The 19,723-nt window shown below is 62.0% G+C and carries 17 protein-coding genes; 3 read left to right on the top strand and 14 right to left on the bottom strand.

Translation table 11 applies throughout. The features are described from left to right. The first annotated feature begins 102 nt into the window (after positions 1 to 102). Positions 103 to 2,538: an FAD-dependent oxidoreductase gene (locus L1069_RS08540; RefSeq protein WP_237455372.1), complete on the top strand. Its 2,436-nt coding sequence runs from the start codon at positions 103 to 105 to the stop codon at positions 2,536 to 2,538. Between the two features lie 69 nt (positions 2,539 to 2,607). Here L1069_RS08540 and L1069_RS08535 read toward each other — a convergent pair whose 3' ends face one another. The 3 genes from L1069_RS08535 to L1069_RS08525 form a co-directional block, all read right to left on the bottom strand. After that, the gene (locus tag L1069_RS08535; protein WP_134830454.1) at positions 2,608 to 3,873 is read right to left on the bottom strand and encodes an ABC transporter permease subunit; all 1,266 of its coding nucleotides are present in this window, start codon (positions 3,871 to 3,873) and stop codon (positions 2,608 to 2,610) included. Further along, complete coding sequence (locus tag L1069_RS08530; protein ID WP_237455371.1) at positions 3,870 to 4,676, bottom strand: ABC transporter ATP-binding protein; 807 nt, start codon at positions 4,674 to 4,676, stop codon at positions 3,870 to 3,872. Before L1069_RS08530 ends, L1069_RS08535 begins: the two co-directional genes overlap by 4 nt. A 93-nt stretch (positions 4,677 to 4,769) precedes the next feature. Beyond that, positions 4,770 to 5,765, bottom strand: coding sequence for an ABC transporter substrate-binding protein (locus L1069_RS08525; protein ID WP_237455370.1), 996 nt, complete (start codon positions 5,763 to 5,765; stop codon positions 4,770 to 4,772). Between the two features lie 206 nt (positions 5,766 to 5,971). Here L1069_RS08525 and L1069_RS08520 point away from each other — a divergent pair, with 206 nt between their 5' ends. Both L1069_RS08520 and hisD read left to right on the top strand, forming a co-directional pair. Further along, positions 5,972 to 6,943 carry a LysR family transcriptional regulator gene (locus L1069_RS08520; RefSeq protein ID WP_129371909.1) on the top strand — a complete coding sequence of 324 codons (972 nt, stop codon included), beginning with the start codon at positions 5,972 to 5,974 and terminating at the stop codon, positions 6,941 to 6,943. Positions 6,944 to 7,096: 153 nt separating this feature from the next. Next, a complete protein-coding gene (hisD, locus tag L1069_RS08515) occupies positions 7,097 to 8,374 on the top strand; it encodes a histidinol dehydrogenase (RefSeq protein ID WP_237455369.1) in 1,278 nt (425 codons plus the stop codon). A gap of 21 nt (positions 8,375 to 8,395) precedes the next feature. Here hisD and L1069_RS08510 read toward each other — a convergent pair whose 3' ends face one another. From L1069_RS08510 to L1069_RS08460, 11 genes are all read right to left on the bottom strand, one after another. Continuing rightward, a complete protein-coding gene (locus tag L1069_RS08510; RefSeq protein ID WP_237455368.1) occupies positions 8,396 to 8,914 on the bottom strand; it encodes a nitrous oxide reductase accessory protein NosL in 519 nt (172 codons plus the stop codon). Next, a complete protein-coding gene (locus tag L1069_RS08505) occupies positions 8,911 to 9,732 on the bottom strand; it encodes an ABC transporter permease subunit (RefSeq protein WP_129371912.1) in 822 nt (273 codons plus the stop codon). The genes L1069_RS08510 and L1069_RS08505 overlap by 4 nt, the downstream gene beginning before the upstream one ends. After that, the gene (locus L1069_RS08500; RefSeq protein ID WP_129371913.1) at positions 9,729 to 10,631 is read right to left on the bottom strand and encodes an ABC transporter ATP-binding protein; all 903 of its coding nucleotides are present in this window, start codon (positions 10,629 to 10,631) and stop codon (positions 9,729 to 9,731) included. The genes L1069_RS08505 and L1069_RS08500 overlap by 4 nt, the downstream gene beginning before the upstream one ends. Next, complete coding sequence (locus L1069_RS08495) at positions 10,624 to 11,892, bottom strand: nitrous oxide reductase family maturation protein NosD (RefSeq protein ID WP_237455367.1); 1,269 nt, start codon at positions 11,890 to 11,892, stop codon at positions 10,624 to 10,626. Before L1069_RS08495 ends, L1069_RS08500 begins: the two co-directional genes overlap by 8 nt. Positions 11,893 to 11,895: 3 nt before the next feature. Beyond that, positions 11,896 to 13,806: a TAT-dependent nitrous-oxide reductase gene (gene nosZ, locus L1069_RS08490; protein ID WP_237455366.1), complete on the bottom strand. Its 1,911-nt coding sequence runs from the start codon at positions 13,804 to 13,806 to the stop codon at positions 11,896 to 11,898. 11 nt (positions 13,807 to 13,817) lie between these two features. Then, positions 13,818 to 16,007 carry a NosR/NirI family protein gene (locus tag L1069_RS08485; protein WP_237455365.1) on the bottom strand — a complete coding sequence of 730 codons (2,190 nt, stop codon included), beginning with the start codon at positions 16,005 to 16,007 and terminating at the stop codon, positions 13,818 to 13,820. Next, positions 15,998 to 16,462, bottom strand: a complete 465-nt coding sequence (locus L1069_RS08480) for a hypothetical protein (protein WP_237455364.1) — start codon at positions 16,460 to 16,462, stop codon at positions 15,998 to 16,000. The genes L1069_RS08485 and L1069_RS08480 overlap by 10 nt, the downstream gene beginning before the upstream one ends. A 138-nt stretch (positions 16,463 to 16,600) precedes the next feature. Continuing rightward, complete coding sequence (locus L1069_RS08475; protein WP_237455363.1) at positions 16,601 to 17,362, bottom strand: ABC transporter permease; 762 nt, start codon at positions 17,360 to 17,362, stop codon at positions 16,601 to 16,603. After that, entirely contained in the window at positions 17,359 to 18,105 is a 747-nt protein-coding gene (locus L1069_RS08470) for an ABC transporter permease subunit (RefSeq protein ID WP_129371919.1), read from the bottom strand. The genes L1069_RS08475 and L1069_RS08470 overlap by 4 nt, the downstream gene beginning before the upstream one ends. A 9-nt stretch (positions 18,106 to 18,114) precedes the next feature. Further along, the gene (locus L1069_RS08465) at positions 18,115 to 18,879 is read right to left on the bottom strand and encodes a transporter substrate-binding domain-containing protein (RefSeq protein WP_129371920.1); all 765 of its coding nucleotides are present in this window, start codon (positions 18,877 to 18,879) and stop codon (positions 18,115 to 18,117) included. A gap of 39 nt (positions 18,880 to 18,918) precedes the next feature. Beyond that, positions 18,919 to 19,716: an ATP-binding cassette domain-containing protein gene (locus tag L1069_RS08460; RefSeq protein WP_129371921.1), complete on the bottom strand. Its 798-nt coding sequence runs from the start codon at positions 19,714 to 19,716 to the stop codon at positions 18,919 to 18,921. Between the last annotated feature and the right edge of the window lie 7 nt (positions 19,717 to 19,723).

Genomic DNA, 19,723 nt, shown 5'->3' with positions numbered 1-19,723 from the left:
TATTCAACCAAATTTTCGAATTTATGGGAATTACACTCCCGTGCATTGCAGCCTGCCCTGACTGGGCGCTTAGTCATGCAAAATCCATCGGGAGGTCTCTTCATGAAATCGCGCACCAAGGTTGTGGTGATCGGCGGCGGCATCGCTGGCTGCTCCACCCTCTACCACCTCACTCAGGAAGGCTGGAGCGACGTCGTTCTTGTCGAACGCAACGAGCTGACCAGCGGTACCACCTGGCATTCAGCGGCACAGGTCACCAACTTCGGCATGAACCAGACCATGGTCGGCCTCAAGACCCATTCGATCAACCTGTACAAGGAACTGGCTGAGGACCCGGACTACCCGATCAACTACCACCACGGCGACGGCGGCATCCGGCTGGCCAATACCGAAGCACAGATGCAGGGCTATCGCCACTTTACCTCCATGGCGCGCGGTATGGAGGTGGCGTTCGAGGTGATCGACGCCGAGGAATGCGCCCGCCGCCATCCGCTGATCTCCACAGATAACCTGATCGGCGGGTTGTGGGATCCGCTAGACGGCGACATTGACCCGGCCCAGCTGTGCCAGGCGCTGGCGCGGCGCGCCCGCAAGGCCGGCGCCGAGGTCTACCGCAACACGCCGGTAACCGCCCTCACCCAGCACCAGGACGACACCTGGACCGTGCATACAGAACACGGGGATATCGATTGCGACATCGTGGTGAACGCCTGCGGCTACCGGGTGAACGAGGTCGGCGCCATGATGGGCGTGCACCACCCCGTCGCCTCGATGGAGCACCAGTATTTTCTGACCGAGGAGATCCCCGCGATCAAGGACGCAGACCACCGGATGCCGCTGCTGCGCTGCCCGATCAGCGATTACTATTGCCGCCAGGAAAAGAACGGCCTGCTGGTAGGTTTCTACGAACAGGACTGCAAAACCTGGGGTATGGACGGGATCGATCCGAACTTTGTGAACGCGCTCTGCCCCGATGATCTGGATCGGGTCACGGATGTTCTGGAAGGCGCCTTTGCCCGGATGCCCGCCTTGATGGACACCGGCATTCACACCGTGGTCAACGGCCCGATCACCTATACCATCGACGGCGCGCCGCTGGTCGGCCCGATCCCGGGCAAGCGCAACGCGTTCTGCATTATCGGCCTGCGGGCGGGCCTGGGCGAAGGCGGCGGCCACGGCTGGCTTTTGGCGCAGCAGATCGTGCATGGCGAGGCGAAGTACGACACCTGGTGCATTGATCCGCGCCGCTTTACGGGCCACACCAATGTCGAGCTGACCGCGCTGAAGGCGATCGAAGACTACCAGAACGAGTTCCGCTTCCACTTTCCGCATGAGCACCGCCCGGCGGGCCGCCCGGCCAAAACCACCCCGCTGACCCCGGTGCTGGCAGCCGAAGGCGCCAAATTCACCGTGGTGAACGGTTGGGAACGGGTCGACTACATCAAGCCTGCGCCTGACTTCCATCCTTCGCTCAGCTTCAACTTTGACGAAGCCTTTGACGTTGTGGCTGCTGAAGTGAAGAACATCCAGGACAACGCCGGCCTGGCCGAGGTCAACGGCTTCAACCGGTTCGAGATCACCGGCGCCGACCGCCACAGCTACCTTGACCGGATGTTCTGCGGCGCGGTGACGAAACGCGCGGGCCGGGTCGGGCTTGGCTACCTGTTGAACCACCACGGCATGATCAAGGGCGAGGCTACAATCGCCAACCTCCCCGCGTCCGAGCGCGGTCCGGAGCGGGTCTGGTACGGCTCGGCGGCGGCCAGCGAATATCATGACATGGACTGGCTCTCCCAGCACATCCAAAAGGACGAGGACGTGCAGATCCGTTCTCTCACCAACGATCAGACCATCCTGGTCCTGGCCGGCCCCCGGGCGCGGGACGTGCTCTCAGCCTGCGCCCGGGGCGACTGGTCGCGTGACGCCTTCCCATGGCTGTCGGTACGTGAATGCTTCATCGGCTTTGCGCCTGCCACGGTCATGGGCGTCAGCTTCTCGGGCGAGCTGGCCTATGAAATCCACGTCCCCAACGCCTCGCTCTATGCCGCCTATCTGGCGTTGCGGAAGGCGGGCGGGGCACACGGCCTGAAACTGTTTGGTGCCCGCGCAGTTGAGTCGATGCGGATGGAAAAGGGGTTCCTGCACTGGAAAGCCGACCTGATTACCGAATTCGACCCGTTTGAAACCGGGTTGGACCGTTTCGTGAAGATGGACAAAGGCGGTTTCATCGGCAAGGAGGCCTTGCTGAGGCGTCAAGCCGAAGGGCCGCGCAAGAAGCTGGTCACGCTGCAGATCGACGCTACCCACGCCCCGGCCCATGGCGGCGCCTCGCTGATGCAAGACGGCAAGGTCGCGGGCACCGTGACCTCCGGCGATTGGGGCCACCGGGTGGGCATGAACCTGGCCTATGCTTTTGTGGAACCGGCACTGGCAACCGAAGGCAGCGCGATGCAACTCGACCTCTGCGGCGATCTGGTGGCGGCCACGGTCATCGCACCGTCGCCTTATGATCCAGGCTTCGAACGCATTCGGGGCTGAATCTCTGTCAAACAGCAAAACGCCCGGGGAATTCCCCGGGCGCTTTCGTTTGTGTAACAGATTCTCAGATCAGCTGCGGCCTTTCCACGGCACCAGCCAGTTCTCGGCCATGCGCATCAGGATGTCGATGCCATAGCCGATGATGCCAATCAGCACGATCCCCATGATCACGATATCCGTCAGCTGAAACTTTGAGGCGGCGATAATCATCATCCCCGCACCCTTTTGCGCTGCAACAAGCTCGGCGGCCACAACGGTACCCCAGCAAACCCCCATCGCCACCCGCGCACCGGTAAAGATCTCCGGCAGCGAGTTCGGCACGATCACATGGCGCATGATCTGCCACTTGGACGCGCCCAGCGAATAGGCCGCGTGGATTTTCGAGATATTCACCCCGGAAACCCCGGCCCGCGCCGCAATCGTCATGATCCAGAGCGCGGCCAAGAACAGCAGTACGATCTTGCCGGTTTCCCAGATGCCGAACCAAATGATCACCAGCGGGATCAGCGCCAACGGCGGCACCGGCCGCATGAACTCGACAATCGGGTCGAACCAGCCGCGGAACCAGCCCGACAGCCCCATGGCATAACCCAGCGGAATGCCGACAATTGCCCCGGTCACAAAACCCACGATCACCCGTGTCAGCGACCAGCCCAAATGCTGCCACAACGAAAAGTTCTGATAGCCTTCCGAGGCAATCTCAAAGAACCGCGCCACCACCGTTTCCGGCGCCGGCAGCCAGATCGGGTTCATCTGCAACCCGCTATGCGGCGCAAAACTGATTGCTCCTTTGCCGGTCAGCGTCACCGTCCCGTCGCCAGCGTCCACTTGTGTTCCGGGGCCGATGGGTTCGCCGTTGATAGCGACGATCTTTGCGCCTTCCTTGCGCTTGACCTCGTCATTACGGTCAAAGATCAGAGTGGTAGAGCGCCCGGCCTGTGCCGCCAGTCCATCGTTCTTGGCAAAACCATCGCCCGGCTCCACCTCAAACTTGGGGCTTTCTTCACCAAACCCGGCCACCCTGACCGTGATGTCTGCGTCATCGGTGGCCCCGTCAGCATTCTCCAATGTGTAGGTGAATGTGGTTTCGCCGGTAAAGGGCCCCGGCACGTGAATGGGAAGCAGCTTGGAGCCGGTAAAGGCCGCCCAGATCACAAAGATCACAAGGACCGAGATGATCGAGGCCGCCCGGTCCGGCGTCACGGCGCTTTCATCGCCGAACGTTACGGTTTTCAAGCTGGTGAAATCCTGCTGCGACCGCATCCCCTTGCGGATAAGCTGAACCAGAAAAAAAGCACCGGCAAACAGCGCGATATAGAACAGTAGTACTGTCATGCAACTTGCTCCGTCCGGCCCATGATCTCCTCTTCCATTTCCCAGATCATCGAGAGGATCTCATCGCGGGTCTCGGCAAAGCCTTCGGATTTCTTGACGTCGCGCAGATCGGCATTCACCCCGCGTTCCGCAAAGGGCAGCTGGTATTCGCGGTGAATGCGGCCGGGGCGCGGCGCCATCACGATCAGACGCTCGCCCAGCAGCAGCGCTTCCTCGACCGAGTGGGTGATCAGGATGATGGTCTTGCCAGTCTCTTTCCACAGCTTCAGCACCAGGCCTTGCATCTTCTCCCGCGTCAGCGCGTCCAGCGCGCCAAGCGGTTCGTCCATCAGGATCACGTCCGGCTCATTTGCCAGGCAGCGGGCCAAGGCAACACGCTGCTGCATGCCGCCCGACAACTCATATACCGCCTTTTCCTTGAAATCCTGCAGGCCGACTATATCCAGCAGCCGGTCAGAGATCTTTTCCCGTTCCGCCCGCGCCATGCCTTTCATGCGCGGCCCGAATTCCACGTTGTCGCGCACGTTCATCCATTCAAACAGCGCGCCTTTCTGGAACACCATGCCGCGTTCGGCATCCGGCCCGGTGACACCATGGCCGTTCAGTTCAATCGCGCCTTCCGTCGGGGCCAAAAACCCGGCCAGAATGTTCAAGAGCGTGGTCTTGCCGCAGCCCGAAGGCCCCAGCACCGACATCAGCTCACCCGCTTTTAAACTCAATGAGACGTCTTTCAGCGCCTGGACAGAACTGCCATTGGGCAGATCAAAACGCATGGAGACACCCTTGATGTCCAATCCTGACATCTCTCCCCCTTCCTGCTTAAGCTGCGGATGCAAACGGCCCGGTAACCGGGCCGTTCACCTTCATCAGATTGTCGTGCACCAGATTGCCCTGGCTCAGTTCAGCGCAGCGTCCAGTGGTGCGCTGTCGACGGCGCCGTCATAGGACTCCAGCGCCGCTTCGATGCTGCCCGCATTCACAAACACATCCGCCACGCCCTTCATGAAGCTTTGAGCGCCGCCGCCCAGCCATTTTTCGGACAGCTGATCCTCGGCCGAGGGGAAGTTGAAGGTGGCAATTGTGGCCTCGGCATCGCCCAGGTCCATACCGGCATCCTTGGCAATCACCGGCAGCATCTCGTCCTTGTGATCACCCGAGTTCCACATTGCGTTGGCATCTGCGGTCACTTTCAGGAATTTGCTCAACAGTTCGCTATCCTCAGCGATGAACCCTGCCGGTGCGCTGGTTACATCAAACACCAGAATGCCCAGTTCTTCCTTCTCAGCGCCGGTCAACAGCACATTGCCATGCTCCACCATCCGCCGCAACGCGCCGCCCCAGCCGCAGACCATGTCCAGGTTGCCCTGGGCAAAGGCTGCCGCGCCGTCCGCCGGCGCCATGTCGACGACTTCCATCGAGCCGATATCAACACCGAAATGCGACATCTGCGACAGGAAATTATAATGTGCAGCGGTGCCGATCGGCACACCCACTTTCTTGCCCGCCAGCTCGCCTGCGTTGGTCTTGTCGATCTCCAGCGCCTCGGCCACCACACAGTTGTCGTTGTCGGAATAGCTGACGGCGACATCCACAATCTGGATGTCCTGGCCGGCGGAGGTTGCAACCACAAACGGCGGCACGCCCTGGCTCACCGCGATCTGCACATCGCCCGACGCCATCGCCGCCGACATTGCGGTGCCGGTGTCGAACGACACCCAGTTGATCTTGACGCCCAGTTCCTCCTCATAGGTGCCATTGGCCTTGGCAAACTGGAACGGCATCGGCCATTCCAGGAAATAGGCCACGGTAATCTCATCCAAATCAGAGGCATTCACAGCAGAGATGGAGGCAGCGGCGGCGCAGATTGTTGAAAGCAGGTACTTTTTGATCATATTGAAAGGTCTCCCAGTTAATTCGCCGGGCCCGTTCATTGCGAGCCTCATGGCTTTGATTTTTACACGGCAAACCATATCCGGGAAGCCGCTTCGCTATAGCAGAAAATCACGCTTTCGATAAAAGCAAAACTTAGATTTGATTTCTACGGATGCATTGGCGCAAACCTGTGGATAGCATATGCAAAGCGCAAGGGAGGACGCATATGCAAAAGACGCTGAGTCTACGCTGGCTGGAAGTGTTCCAGCTGATCTCCAAGTCGGGATCAATACAGAAGGCCGCCGCGGAAACCGGCCTGTCGATCAGCACCGTGTCCAATCACCTGCGCAGCCTGGAAAGCGCGCTTGGTGTTGATCTGGTGGACCACACCCGCCGCCCGATGGGGTTGACGCCTGCAGGCGTGGTCTATGCCCGCTATGTATTTGACGGGCTGATGACGCTTAAACGCGGCGAGGCCGAGATCCGCTCAGGCAGCTGGCAGCATGCCACCGATCTGCGGATGGCCTTGCTTGACGATTTCGACAACGAGGTCGGCCCGGAACTGTTTCAGTTCCTGTCTACCGCGCTGCCCCGCTGCAGTTTCCGCCATTACACCCGGCCCAGCCACGAAATCATTGAAAAGCTGCAGGAGCAGAAACTGGACGCCGGCGTCGCCACCCGTCCGGCCGGGCTGCTGCCGGATCTGATCGAATACCCGCTGATGCGCGATCCCTTCATTCTGGTGGTGCCCACCGGGTATTCCGGCAGCGTCGAGGATCTGACCAAAGCCGATGCATCTTTGCCCTTCCTGCGCTATTCCCGCGATCACACCATCGGCAAACAGATCGAAACCCAGCTGACCCGGCTCAAGATCTCTCTTCCCAACCGGTTTGAGCTGGAGTGCAACCAGTCGATTGTCGGTCTGGTCTCCGAGGGCAGCGGCTGGACCGTCACCACCGCTGCCAGCTACCACCGCGCCCAGCGCTTTCACGACAAGGTCAAGGTTGTACGCTTCCCCGGTAAGAGCTTTGCCCGCACGGTGTCGCTGTTCACCACCAGCGTCTATCCTGCGGCCACTTCGCAACTGATCCACCAGGCCTTGCAGAAATCCCTGCGCCACCATTTTACAGATCCTATCAGCGAACGCTTTCCCTGGCTGGCCGAGGAATTCCGCACTCTCCCAGCAAAAGGGAATTAGGCTGTCCGGCAATTAGAAACAAACATTCGTGTTTTTCGAAACCTGCAAGCCGCAGCTTGACCGGTCGGCCTGCACGGCGCTGTTTTAGGCGCAACCCGCGCCGTGCTGCCCCGGCACATCCGGCGGCCCTCCAATGGAAATGAGCTGACCCCAATGGCAATCACCTACCTCAAACAGGCCCAGCCCCGCCCCGCTGCCGAAAACAGCGGTATCCGCGATACAGTCGCCGGGATGCTGGCCAATATCGAACGTGAAGGCGAAGACGCGGTGCGCCGCTACGCGGAACAACTCGACGGCTGGACCGGCCCTATTGTGGTAACCGACGCCCAGCGCCGTGCGGCCTGCAACCGGGTTTCGCAGCAGATGAAGGAGGACATCCAGTTCGCCCATGCCAACGTCCGCCGCTTTGCCGAGGCGCAGAAGGCCACAATGGGCGACTGCGAGGTTGAGGTTATTCCAGGCCTGATCGCGGGCCAGAAGCAGATCCCGGTTTCCAGTGCCGGCTGTTATGTGCCAGGTGGCCGCTACAGCCATATCGCCAGCGCGCTGATGACCATCACCACCGCCAAGGTGGCCGGCGTTCCCCACATCACCGCAGTCTCGCCAACCCGCCCCGGAACCGGCATTCCCGACGCCATCATCTATGCGATGGATCTCTGCGGCGCCGACGTGATCCTGAACCTGGGCGGGGTGCAGGGCATTGCCGCCATGGCCCAGGGCCTGTTCGGCGCTCAGCCTGCCGATATTCTGGTTGGCCCCGGTAATTCTTATGTGGCCGAGGCCAAACGGATGCTGTTCGGCGAGGTCGGCATCGACATGTTTGCCGGCCCCACCGACTCGCTTGTGATTGCCGATCACACTGCCGATGTTGAAACCGTTGCTTGGGATCTGGTCAGCCAGGCCGAACACGGCGCCGACAGCCCGGTCTGGCTGGTCAGCACTGATGAGGCCCTGGCCGAGGGGGTCATCGCCCGGGTGCATGCGCTGATCGACCGCTTGCCTGAACCCAATCTCTCTGCCGCCCACCGCGCCTGGCACGAACGCGCCGAGGTGGTCCTCTGCGATAGCCGCGAAGAGGCCGCGCAGGCGGCCGACCGCTACGCGCCCGAGCACCTGCAAGTGCAGGCGGAAAATCTCGACTGGTGGCTGGACCGCCTGTCGGCCTATGGCTCATTGTTTCTGGGCAAGGAGACCACGGTGTCCTTTGGCGACAAGACCTCAGGCCCCAATCACGTGCTGCCGACCAGCGGTGCTGCACGGTACACTGGCGGGCTGTCGGTGCACAAGTTCACCAAGACGGTGACCTGGCAGCGCTGCAACGCCGCTGCCTCGCATGAGCTGGCCCAGCGCACCGCCCGCATCAGCCGGATGGAAGGCATGGAGGGCCATGCCATCGCCGCCGAACTGCGGCTGCTGCCGGAAACGGTCTGAAACTGTCAGGAGACGCAGCCCTCAGGACGGCGTCTCCAGCTGCCGGTCCAGATCAACCGGCCCCAGCACTGCGTCATCGGGAATACTGTTGAACCCGGCAACAGTACCGCCATAGCGCTCCGTAAACCGGGCGGCGTCCTCAGGCGTGGCAAAAGGCACAACTTCCGGTGCCCCCATGCCGCCAGCCACATTCGACCCTACGACGAAATGCGCGCCCTTGGCATCTATCCAGTTCATGGTGCCGGGATGCGCCCAGCTGGGCGCCGCGCCCATGTCGCTGACATAGATGGCAGTGATCTCCGCATCCCGCTCCGGGCTTTTGACATAGGCCGCCAGATCGCGCACCTGGGCAAAAAACAGCGGCACAGGGAAGCCATCCAGGTGAATCTGCCCCTTCGGCCCGCCGTGTTCGGAGACATTCATCTGGCAAAAATAGCTCAGCGCCACCTCCGTCAGCTCCACCGGCGCTGGCGGCGCCTTGGCCTCCTCTTCCTGACAGGCAGACAAGACCAGCGCGGCAGCCAGGATCAGGTGTCTCATGGCTCCACCCTCCGGAACGCGGCGCAGGCCAGACCGAAGCCCAGCGCCGGCCACAGCAGCAAGGACAGCGGCGCGGCCCAGCCGGGCAAGGCACTGGCAGCGCCAGCCATGCCGCTGGACAGCGCCACGCTTTCCGAGGCGGCGACATTCCACAGCCGGAACGCATCCGCCGGGTTGGCGACCATCACCCAAGGGAAGATTTTCTGGGTGAACACTCCGCCGCTGTCCATCACCACGGCGCCCAGAAGCCCGAGGTCATAAAGCACCACAAACATCAGCCACACGCCCGCCGACAGGCCAGCCGCGGCAGTGGCGCCGCTGGAAAGCGCCGACAGCGCATAGCCCAGCACCAGGAACACGGCTCCCAGCAGGATCGAGGTCAGCACCAGCCGCCCCAACGCCAGCAGGCTTTCAGGCCCCGCGCCGCCGAACCAGGCGGCAACAGCCCCCGCCGCGCCAAAACCGATGATCATCGCAATCGCCAGTGCGGCCAGATGCGCCATCAGCTTGCCCAACAGGATCTCTGCCCGCCCCGCGGGATAGGCCAGGAGCAGTGCAAGGCTGCCCCTGTCGCGGTCCCCGGCCACCGCATCAAACCCCATCATCAGCGCCAGCAGCGGCGCCAGATAGACCGACAGCGTGGTCATCGAGGCGACGGACACTGTCAGCATATCCACCCCCAGCGTCCCCGTCGGCGCCGAACCGGCAAAGGACAGCGCCAGCGCGAAGGCCAGCATGATCAGCGTGGCCATGAACAGCCAGCGGTTGCGGCGCAGGATCAGCATCTCGGCGCGGGCAATGGCAAAGGCGCGTCTCATTTGCGGTCCTCCCCTGAATAATGGCGGTAAAGGTCTTCCAGCCGCGGCGGCACCATGTCGATATCCGCCACCGCATCGCCCATGGCCGCAATCTTGCGCAGCTCGGCCATCTTGTCCTGCGGGTTGCACAGGATCTCGACCGAGGCGCCATTGATACGGCGCCCGCCGGTTTCAATTGCGATCCGGTCCGCTTGCGATGCACGCGCCTGCACCCTCAGCTTGACCGGCAGCCCGGCCTGGGCCGAAAGGCCTGCCAGCGTGTCATCCGCCACCTTCACCCCCTTGCGCAGAATGGCGATACGGTCGGTGCGCGCCTCCACCTCGGTCAGCGCGTGGCTGGCAATCAGCACTGCGGCGCCCTGCTCTGCCAATTCATTGATGATGGCGTACAGGTCCTGGCGCGAGATCGGATCCAGACCGCTGGTCGGTTCATCCAGCAGCGCCAGCTTCGGGCGGCCCAACAGCACCTGCGCCAAACCCAGCCGCTGCCGCATCCCCTTGGAATAGGCACCGATGCGGCGGTGCATGGCCTCACCCAACCCAACACGTTCCAGCAATCCGCCAATATCCGGGCGCTCCCCGGCCAGGCGGGCAAACAGCGACAGCTGTTCATGCCCGGTCAGTGCCGGGTGAAAGCTGACTGCCTCGGGCAGAAAGGCGGTGGCGGAACGCGCTGCCGCACTGCCGGGCGCCGCGCCGCAGATACGGATGCTGCCGCCCTCATGCCGGATCAGGCCCAGCACCGCCTTGATCAGCGTCGACTTGCCGGCGCCGTTGTGGCCCAGCAAAGCAAGCCGCTCGCCCGGTGCAATGTCCAGTTCGATGCCATGCAGAACCTGGGTTTTGCCTCGAAACTTGTCCAGCGCGCGGATCTGCAGCGGGCTGTTTGCCTTATCCATCCTGTTCAACCTTTCTGGCGGCCTCTGGCCGTTCCGGCCGCATCAGCGGGTGGCTGTCGATCACCCCGCCCGGCAGCAGCGCCGGGAAGGCCGATTGCGACCACTTCACCAGTTGCACCGCGGGTGAGCCCATCAGCAGCTTCGCCGCCGGCTGGGTCCACAGCACATGATCCATACTGTCATTCGGACGGTAGGGCGCATCGGCGATGCCATCCCCGTCCACATCAAAACCCGCGAAATCGGACCAATAGTTACCCTGGCCCGCCTCAGACCATTCCACCCATTTGGTGGAGACGAATTTCACCTGATGCCGGTTGCCGACAAAGGCATTGCCCACCATCCGGTTGCCCGCGCTGCCCGCGGTGAAATGGATGCCAATGCCGCAACCCTCAAACCAATTGCCCGAGAAATCATTCTTGTGCGCATTGTAGAGGAAGGTGCATTTTCCTTTGGCGCCCTTTACATAGTTGCCCCGGAACTCGCCCTGATTGGCGTAGTTCAGCATCACTCCATGATCGCGGTCATTCAGCGAGACGTTTCCCGTCACCTTGACGCGCGTGGAAAACATCACCGCATAGCCCAGGTGATTGCCTATCGAGACATTGCCGGAAACTTCGGAATTGTCCGCGTACATATAGTGCACCGCAAAACGCAGATCGCGGAACACATTGTTGGTGAACTTGTTTTTCCTGGAACTGTTCACAAAGATCCCGTCGCGGCCAAAGCGGATGTCATTGCCGTCGACCACCGCGCCCGGCGCGTTCCACACGTAAACCCCATTGCCGCGGGCATTCATATGGCGGTCCAAGCGGCCTTCGATCCGGTTGCCCTGCACCAGGCTGTCCTTGGCGCCGTGAATATCCACGCCATACAGGTTTCCCAGCAGCACATTGTTCAGGATCTGCGGCGCCTTCGCCGTCTTGGTAAGTTTGATGCCGCTGTCGATCCCCTGATGCGAGGAGCCGGAGCCCACAACGGTCAGGTTCTGCACGGTCACGCTTGGCCCAGTCACGGTGATCACCGATCCCTGGCCCTGACCGTCCAAGGTGGCGTGACCCCGCCCGTCCAGAATGACCGGCCGGTCCAGCACCAGAGTTTCTGCATATTCGCCGGCGGCGAGGCGGAGGGTGTCGCCATCCGCCGCCTGCGCCAGTATTTCAGCAATGGCCCCTGCCCGGTTGGGCACCTCCCAATCCGCCGCCCACGCGGGCGCCAGGCCGGTCAGGGCCGCAACCAGAGAAATGGGCAGGAGCCGTTTCATCGGTTACGCGCTCCGCGGCTCAACCAGCATCCGGCCGCGCATTTCCATGTGCAGCGCGTGGCAGAACCACTGGCAATAGTACCAGTGCACGCCCGGGCGTTCGGCCTTGAAGGTCACGGAAGCGGTTGCCTGCGGCCCGACCTCCATCGCAACGCCGAAGTTCGACAGGCAGAAACCGTGGGTCAGGTCATCGATGTCGTCCAGGTTGGTGACATAGACGGTGACCTCGTCGCCCTGCTTGACGGTGAACTTCTCCAGGCTGAAGTTCGGCGCCTGGCTGGTCATGTAAACCCGCACTTTGTCGCCGTCGCGCACAATGGTGTCCTGCCAGTCGTCCAGATCCACCCCATCTGCCTCGGCCTGTGCACGCGCGTCCGACCACATCGGGTCGTTGCGGTCCCAAAGGTTGACCGGGTTCACCTTGGAACGGTGCACGATGATCGAGTCATGCGGCTCGGCAAAGGTCGGGCCGTCGTGGACCACCGTCATCTTATCGCCGGAAATATCGATCAGCTGCTCGTTCTCGGGCTTCAGCGGGCCGACGTTCAGGAACCGGTCCTTGGAAAACTTGTTCATCGAGATCAGCCACTTGCCGTCCGCCTCGGCGGTCTCCCCCATCGAGGTGGAGTTGTGGCCCGGCTGATACTGCACGTCGACTTTGTCCAGGATCGGGTCCACATCAGCGCCGGCATAGGCTTCGATCGCCTTGGCAATGTCCCATTTCACCACCTGGCTGTCCAGGAACAGGGTGGTGTAGGCATAACCGCGGTTGTCAAAGGCGGTGTGAAGCGGGCCAAGGCCCAGCTGCGGTTCGGCAACCACTGCCGAGCGCGGATCGGCATCCGCATCAAACAGCGCGTCCAGCTTTTCGACATCAATCACCGATACGGTCGGGGACAGCTTGCCGTTGACGCAGACGTGCTTCTTGTCCGGCGCAGTGTTGATGCCGTGCGGCGAGTTCGGGATCGGGATATACCGGGTCAGCTTGCCCGGCGCGTCCTTGCGCCCATCGACAACTTTGGCACCGTTCAGCTCTTCGTAGTTGCCGGCCTCAATCGCTGCCTCAATCGCCGCGATGTTGAAAACAACAACGTGGTCCAGCTCATTCTCGGTCATCTCGGCCAGGGTCATGCCCATTTCCGAGTTGTAGGAGGTCGAATAGGCGTATTTGCCCTGATAGTCGCAGTCGGTGTTGTCCAGGTTGCCCGAGACGATCACCTGCCAGGCGACTTTCATGGTGTCGCCGTCGATGGCCGAGAAGATGTTCACATACTGCGACGGATCATCCAGGATCTGGCCGTCATTGATCAGCGGCGCCTCGTGCTCACCGTTGGCAAAGACATAGCCGGTGCGCGGGAATTTCTGCGGGCGCAGACCGTGGATGTCCTTGGCGTTGGGGATCTCGATGATCTTGTCGCATTTCATCACATCGCAGCGCACCCGGGCGACACGGGTGTTGGCCTTGTCGTTCATAAAGATAAAGCGGCCGTCATAGGTGCCATCGGTGAACGACATATGCGGGTGGTGCAGGTCGCCGTTGTCATAGGTAACCTTGCCGTTGGCGGCCAGGAATTCCTTGGTTTCCGGCAGCAGGCCCTCGGTCAGGATCTTCAGGGACTCGTTGGTCTGGCCCCAGCCGGTGGCCGAACAGCGGTTGAACACCGGGATCCGCATGAACTCCCGCATTGACGGCACGCCCAGGATACGCAGCTCGCCGGTCTGGCCCGAGGACCAGAAGCCATAATATTCATCCAGTTCGCCCGGTGCCAGGTTCACACCGCTTGCCGCTTGCGCGGGTTTGGCCCCCAGCAGCGCGGAGCCGGCGCCAGTGGCCGCCAGCACGGCACCAGAGGCAGTCGCCCCCAGAAGGCCGCGGCGGGTGACGGGCAGTTTATTTTTCAGATCTTCAGACATGATGTCCTCCTTCAGGAAACTTTTGTCCTGTTCGCGTTGGGGTGATTGGCGGGCGGCCTGCCCAGAGTGACGTCTGGTGCCGGGCTACCGGTCTTGGCCCGGCGTTTCAGCTGTTTGATCACAACCGGGCATTTGGATTCGGATTGATACAGAACCTGGCAATGCAGGCAGTCGACACATTCGTTCGGATTGATCTCACCGGTGGGGTGAATGGCCTGAACGGGGCACTCATTGGCACAGGTCTGGCAGGGGCTGCCGCATTCCTTGTAGCGGCGCAGCCAGTCGAACATCCGCACCCGCGCCGGGATCGCCAAAGCTGCCCCCAGCGGGCACAGGTAGCGGCAATAGAACCGCTCAACGAACAGACCCAGCCCCAGCAGCACCAGCGCAAATACCACAAACGGCCAGTCACGCACGAACTTCAGGATGATCGCGGTCTTGAACGGCTCCACCTCGGCATAGGTTTCCGCCAGCGGGATCGACACCATCGAGATACCGAACAGCCCGAGGAAGATCATGTATTTCGCAGGCCACAGGCGCTCGTGCAGGCCCCACGGCAGGGTGATCTGCGGCACACGGCACGCACGGGCGATCTTGTTGGTCAGCTCCTGCAGCGCGCCGAACGGGCACAGCCAGCCGCAATAGGCGCCCCGCCCCCAGAACAGCAGCGCGGCGGCCACGGCAAACCACTGGATGAAGACCAGCGGATCCAGCAGGAAAGCATCCCAGGAAAACCCGCCCCGCAAGCTGCCTGCCAGCGCCATCAGGTTCACCACGCTCAGCTGCGCATTGGCGTACCAGCCCAGAAACACCAGGGTGACGGTCAGGTATCCGATGCGGAACCAGTAAAAGACACGCGCATTCGCGGTGGCCTGGAACTGGAAGAAGAAAACCCCTGTCAGCACCAGCAGCATCACACCCAGAACCCCGATCTCCAGTGTGCGGTCCTTCCAGATCCGCTGCCACAGGGCTGCCTTTGCTGCAGCCTCGCCGGTGTCATCCGCCACCATCTTGGGTGCAGGTGCGGCAGGCAGCAGATATTGCTCCGGCAGTTTGTAGCCCAGATCAAAGGTCAGGAACGCCCGCTCCAGCGCCCCCACCGACCGCTGCACCAATAGCTGCAGGCGGAACGGTTCGGCCGGATCAAATTCCGCATCCGCCGGGATTTTGAACAGGTCCAGTTCACCAAAGCTGGGGCTGTCGCTCGTGGCCAATCCCCCCAGCCGCTTGTGCTGCTTGTCAAAGAACCGCACCGAAGCATCGCCCTGGATCAGCTGAATCCGGTCAAAGATACCACCCCGCACATAGCCCGACCCTTTGAAGCTGTAGCTGCCCCGCCCCAGCACCAGAATGGCATGCTCACCCTCCTTCAGCCAGGCCTTCAGGTTCCGGTACTCGGCCTCGCCCAGCAGCGACTTGCCGATCGACGGCACCGAAACCAGCGCCATTTGCATATCGATGAAAGTATCGTCCGGCGCTCCGGCCTCAGGCCGTTTGATCGCACGGCTGTCGCCCGTGGCCTCAAAGGCCGCGTTGATCTGGCCCACGTCCAGCGTCACCCGCCGGACCGAGCCGTCGCCTGCCAGCGCGGTCCAATCCGCGACTTCCTCGCGGGCCATATCGACCTCGCGCTTCGGCCCGTCCGCCTGCACCGGCGACAGCCCGCCCAGCCCCAGCGCCCGCGCCACCTTGATCCCGGCGCGCACCAGGCTGTCGTCGATCACCATAATGGTCACCGTCGCACCCGAGATGATGTCGAGATCATGGGCATCGCCGCCCGCCGCCGCCTCGGCCTTCAGGTCCAGCCCGGCGTAGCTTTCGGTCAGCTTGACCATCTTGGCGTTCGGGATGCCGATCAGCACGATCGGTTCCGAGTGTTTGACCAGCTTCACGCCGGTCAGCACCGCATCGGTGTCAATCGCGGCCACCACATGGATCGGCTTGCCGCTGTACCCGGTGGTTCCGACGAAATCGGAGGTCAGAAAGGCATAGGCGATTGTTTCGCCCGCCTTCAGAACCGGCGCAACCGGCACATCGCTGCGCACCGGGCCAAAGGCCTCGGCGCCGGGCACCAGGTCTGCAGGTTTCAATTCTGTAAGGAAGCTATCGAGGCTGTCTGCCTCAGCCGCTGCAGCAAAAAGCGCGGCTATTGTCATCACAAGGGCTGTCATCCAGCCCCGGAAGGCGCGTGTCAGGACCATGGCGCCTCTCCTTTCGTTAGAGTGGCTGCCACGGACGCGCGCAGGGCGCGTTCGGATTCTGTTTCTGCGACCAACGGAGGCCCGCGGCCCTCATGCCAGTATTGCGCCGGGTTCGGCTGCACCGCGGTTTCCGCAGGGAGCAGCACGGCGCAGCCGGCAGCCCGGCTGATGCCAGAGCGCAGGACGCTTACAGGCCCGGCCCCGTTTTCAGCAGCGCACAGCGGACAGGTGCTGCATTTGGGACAATCCTGCGGTTCGCTGCTGTCCGCGGAAGCGATCTGAATTTCCACCACGCCGAATTCGCCGCAGATCTCGATCCAATCACCGCCCGCCGCAGCCTGTGCCGCACCGGGGAACGCTGTTTGCAGCACCAGCATGAAAATGGCGCACACACCCGTCAGCCGCCGGAAAAACCCGGCGCGGCAAAACGATGATATGAAAAAGTTGCGCGGCATCTGTTACAAGATTCTCTTGCTGCATTCGCCGCTGACACTAGAGGGAACTGCAGTGCCGTTATTTGATGTATGTCAGATAAATCAGAGATTCCGGACCCTTTGACCAGGGTCCGGATGACAGGCTAACAGCCCGTCAGTTCAGCCTTTCTCGAACCGCCGGAAGGCCAGGGTTATCACGCCCGCAATCGCCATATAAACCACGGCAAGAAGCAACAGCGGCTCATAGACAATGAATGTATCTGACCGCACGCGGGAGGATACCGAGTAGATCTCGACCACCGTGATTGTCGCCACCAGCGGCGTCGCCTTCAGCTGCAAGATGGTTTCACCACCCAGGGTTGGCAGCACATTGCGGATTGCCTGCGGCAGCCAGATCCGGCGGAACATGGTGAACCGCGGCATGCCAAAGGATTTCGCCGCCTCCAGCTGCCCCTTGGCAACACTGGAAAACGCCCCCCGCATGACCTCACCCTCATAGCCCGCATAAGACAGCGACAGTGCAAGCACTGCATAAGGCCAGGCCTGCCGCAGGTACGGCCACAGCTCGGATGAGCGGATCCAGGGAAACTGCGGAAACAGCGAGCCCAGCCCGTAATAAAGCAGCCAGATCTGCAACAGCAAAGGCGTGCCGCGGATAATAGTGCAGAAGGTGCGCGCAGGAATAGACAGATACCAGGGGCCAACGGCCTGTGCCAGCCCCAGCGGCACCGCCAGCAGGAAACCTATGACTAGGGATGCCGCCAGGATCCAGATTGTGGTCCACAGCCCTTCCAGCGCCAGCGGCGCATACTTCGGCAGCCAATCCCAGCGCAGCGAAACCGCGCACCAGATCACCAGCGCCGCAAAGATCAGCATCATCACAATACGGTGCGGCTGCATCAGATCCCTGAGGCCGGTCATGACGTGCCCCCCCTCAGCGAGGGCTGGCCGCGCCGCGCCCATTTTTCAATCCGGGCAAAGACCGCGCCGGAACACAGCGTCACCATCAGATAAAGGAACCCGGCCGCCAGGAAAAAGGTGAAATAGGCCCGCGTGCTGCTGGCCGCCTGGCGGGTCTCCAGCGTCAGCTCATTAAAGCCGACAACCGCCAGCAGCGCGGTGTCCTTGGTGGCGATCAGCCACAAGTTTGCCAGCCCCGGCACCGCAAAGCTCATCATCGCCGGGATCGTCACCCGCCGCATGATCATGAAACCCGGCATGCCATAGGATTTCGCCGCCTCGATCTGGCCCACCGGCACCGCCTGGATGGCGCCGCGCAGCACTTCGGTGGCATAGGCCCCCTGCACCACACCCAAAACCCAGATACCGGCTGCAACGCCGTTAATCTCAACCCGGCCGCCGCCCAAGCCTTCGGAGATCTTGTTGATGATATCGCTGCCCACGTAATAAAGGATCAGGATCAGCACCAGTTCCGGCACCGCCCGGATCACCGTGGTGTAAATGGCGAGAAGATCGCGCGTGACCTTCCCGCCATAAAGTTTGCCATAAGCTCCGAACAGCCCGATCACCAGCCCCAGCCCATAGGCGCCAATGGCGATTTGCAAGGAATTGGCAAGCCCACGCAGCAGGTTGCCTCCCCAGCCCGACAGCGACAGCAGCTCTGCGCTGGCGCCAAGGCCCAGTAATTCGAACAGTCCGGTCATGGCAGCAGCTTAGTAGATGCTGGTGGTGAAGTATTTGGCAGTGATCTTCTCATGGGTGCCATCGGCCAGGACTGCGGCGATACCCTTGTTCAGCGCCTCGCGCAGTGCGTCATCGCCCTGCCGCACACCAGCGCCGACACCGCGGCCCAGGATCGCCGGATCATCAGCAACCGCGCCTTTGATCTCGCAGCAGCTGCCGGTATCGGAACCCACGAAGTCCGCCATTGCGATGCTGTCCGCCTGAGTCGCGTCGATGCGGCCCGCAAACAGATCCTGGTTGGCTTCATCCTGGGTCTGATAGACCTTCAGCTCGGCATCCTTAAAGTACTCCTGCGCATAGGCCTGGTGGATGGTCGAGGCCTGAATGCCCACGATCTTACCCGCCAGCGAGTCCGGGGTCGGCGCGATATCCATCGACTTGTCCGCCACGATCACCGCCGGTGTGTTGTAATAGGGATCGCTGAAATCAATGGTCTTCAGCCGCTCCTCGGTGATCGACATAGAGGCCATGATGGCGTCGATCTGCTGGCCGGTCAGCGACGGGATGATGCCGTCCCAGGCCACCGGCGTTATCACGCAGTCCAGTTCAGCCGCGGCGCAAACTGCGCCGATCATCTCGACCTCCCAGCCGACCCAGTTGCCGGAGCTGTCGAGCGATGCAAACGGCGGATAGGGCTCGGCGGCGATGCCGATCTTTACCTGTTCCGCAGCAGCGGCGCCAGCAGTCAGGGCGGCGGCTGCGGTGGCCGCGGCAAGCAATGCTTTCAGTTTCATTCTTCTCTCCCAGTTGATTATTATTGTGGTGGTAGTGGATCAGGCGACCGAGCTTAAGAATTGCTTCAGCCGCTCTGATTGCGGATTGCCAAAGACCTCGGCAGGCGGTCCCTGCTCTTCGATGCGGCCCTGGTACAGATAGACAACGTGGTTCGCGACTTCGCGCGCGAATTTCATCTCGTGGGTGACCAGCAGCATGGTGCGCCCCTCGGCGGCCAGATCGCGGATCACCGTCAGCACCTCGCCCACCAGTTCCGGGTCCAGGGCTGAGGTCGGCTCGTCAAACAGCATCGCCGACGGGTCCACCGCCAGCGCCCGGGCGATCGCCGCCCGCTGCTGCTGGCCGCCGGACAGATAGGCGGGATAAGTGTCCTCTTTGCCGCCCAAACCCACGCGATTCAGCAATTCATGCGCACGGGCGATGGCCTCGGCCTTGGGCACTTTCAGCACATGCACCGGCACCTCGATCACATTTTCCAGCAAGGTCCGGTGGGTCCACAGGTTGAACTGCTGAAACACCATCGCCAGCTTGGTCCGGATGCGCTCGATCTGCTTCTGATTGGCCGGGGTGCCGTCGCCCCGCATCGCCACGTCCTCGCCGCCGATCACGATCTTGCCCGAACTCGGCGTCTCCAGAAAGTTTATGCAGCGCAGCATGGTCGACTTGCCCGACCCCGAGCCGCCGATGATCGCCACCACATCGCCCTGACGGGCGGTCAGCGACACGCCTTTCAACACCTCCAGATTGCCGAACGACTTGTGCAGATCCTCAACCCGGATCGCCTCCCGGCGCGCGTCAGTTTCCAAAGCTGATGAGGCGGCAGCGGCTGTGTCCATAGTTGCG

The sequence above is a fragment of the Leisingera sp. MMG026 genome (assembly GCF_021654205.1).
Taxonomy (GTDB): domain Bacteria; phylum Pseudomonadota; class Alphaproteobacteria; order Rhodobacterales; family Rhodobacteraceae; genus Leisingera.
Note: the sequence above shows the minus strand (reverse complement) of the source record. Positions and strands in the feature narration are given on the sequence as shown.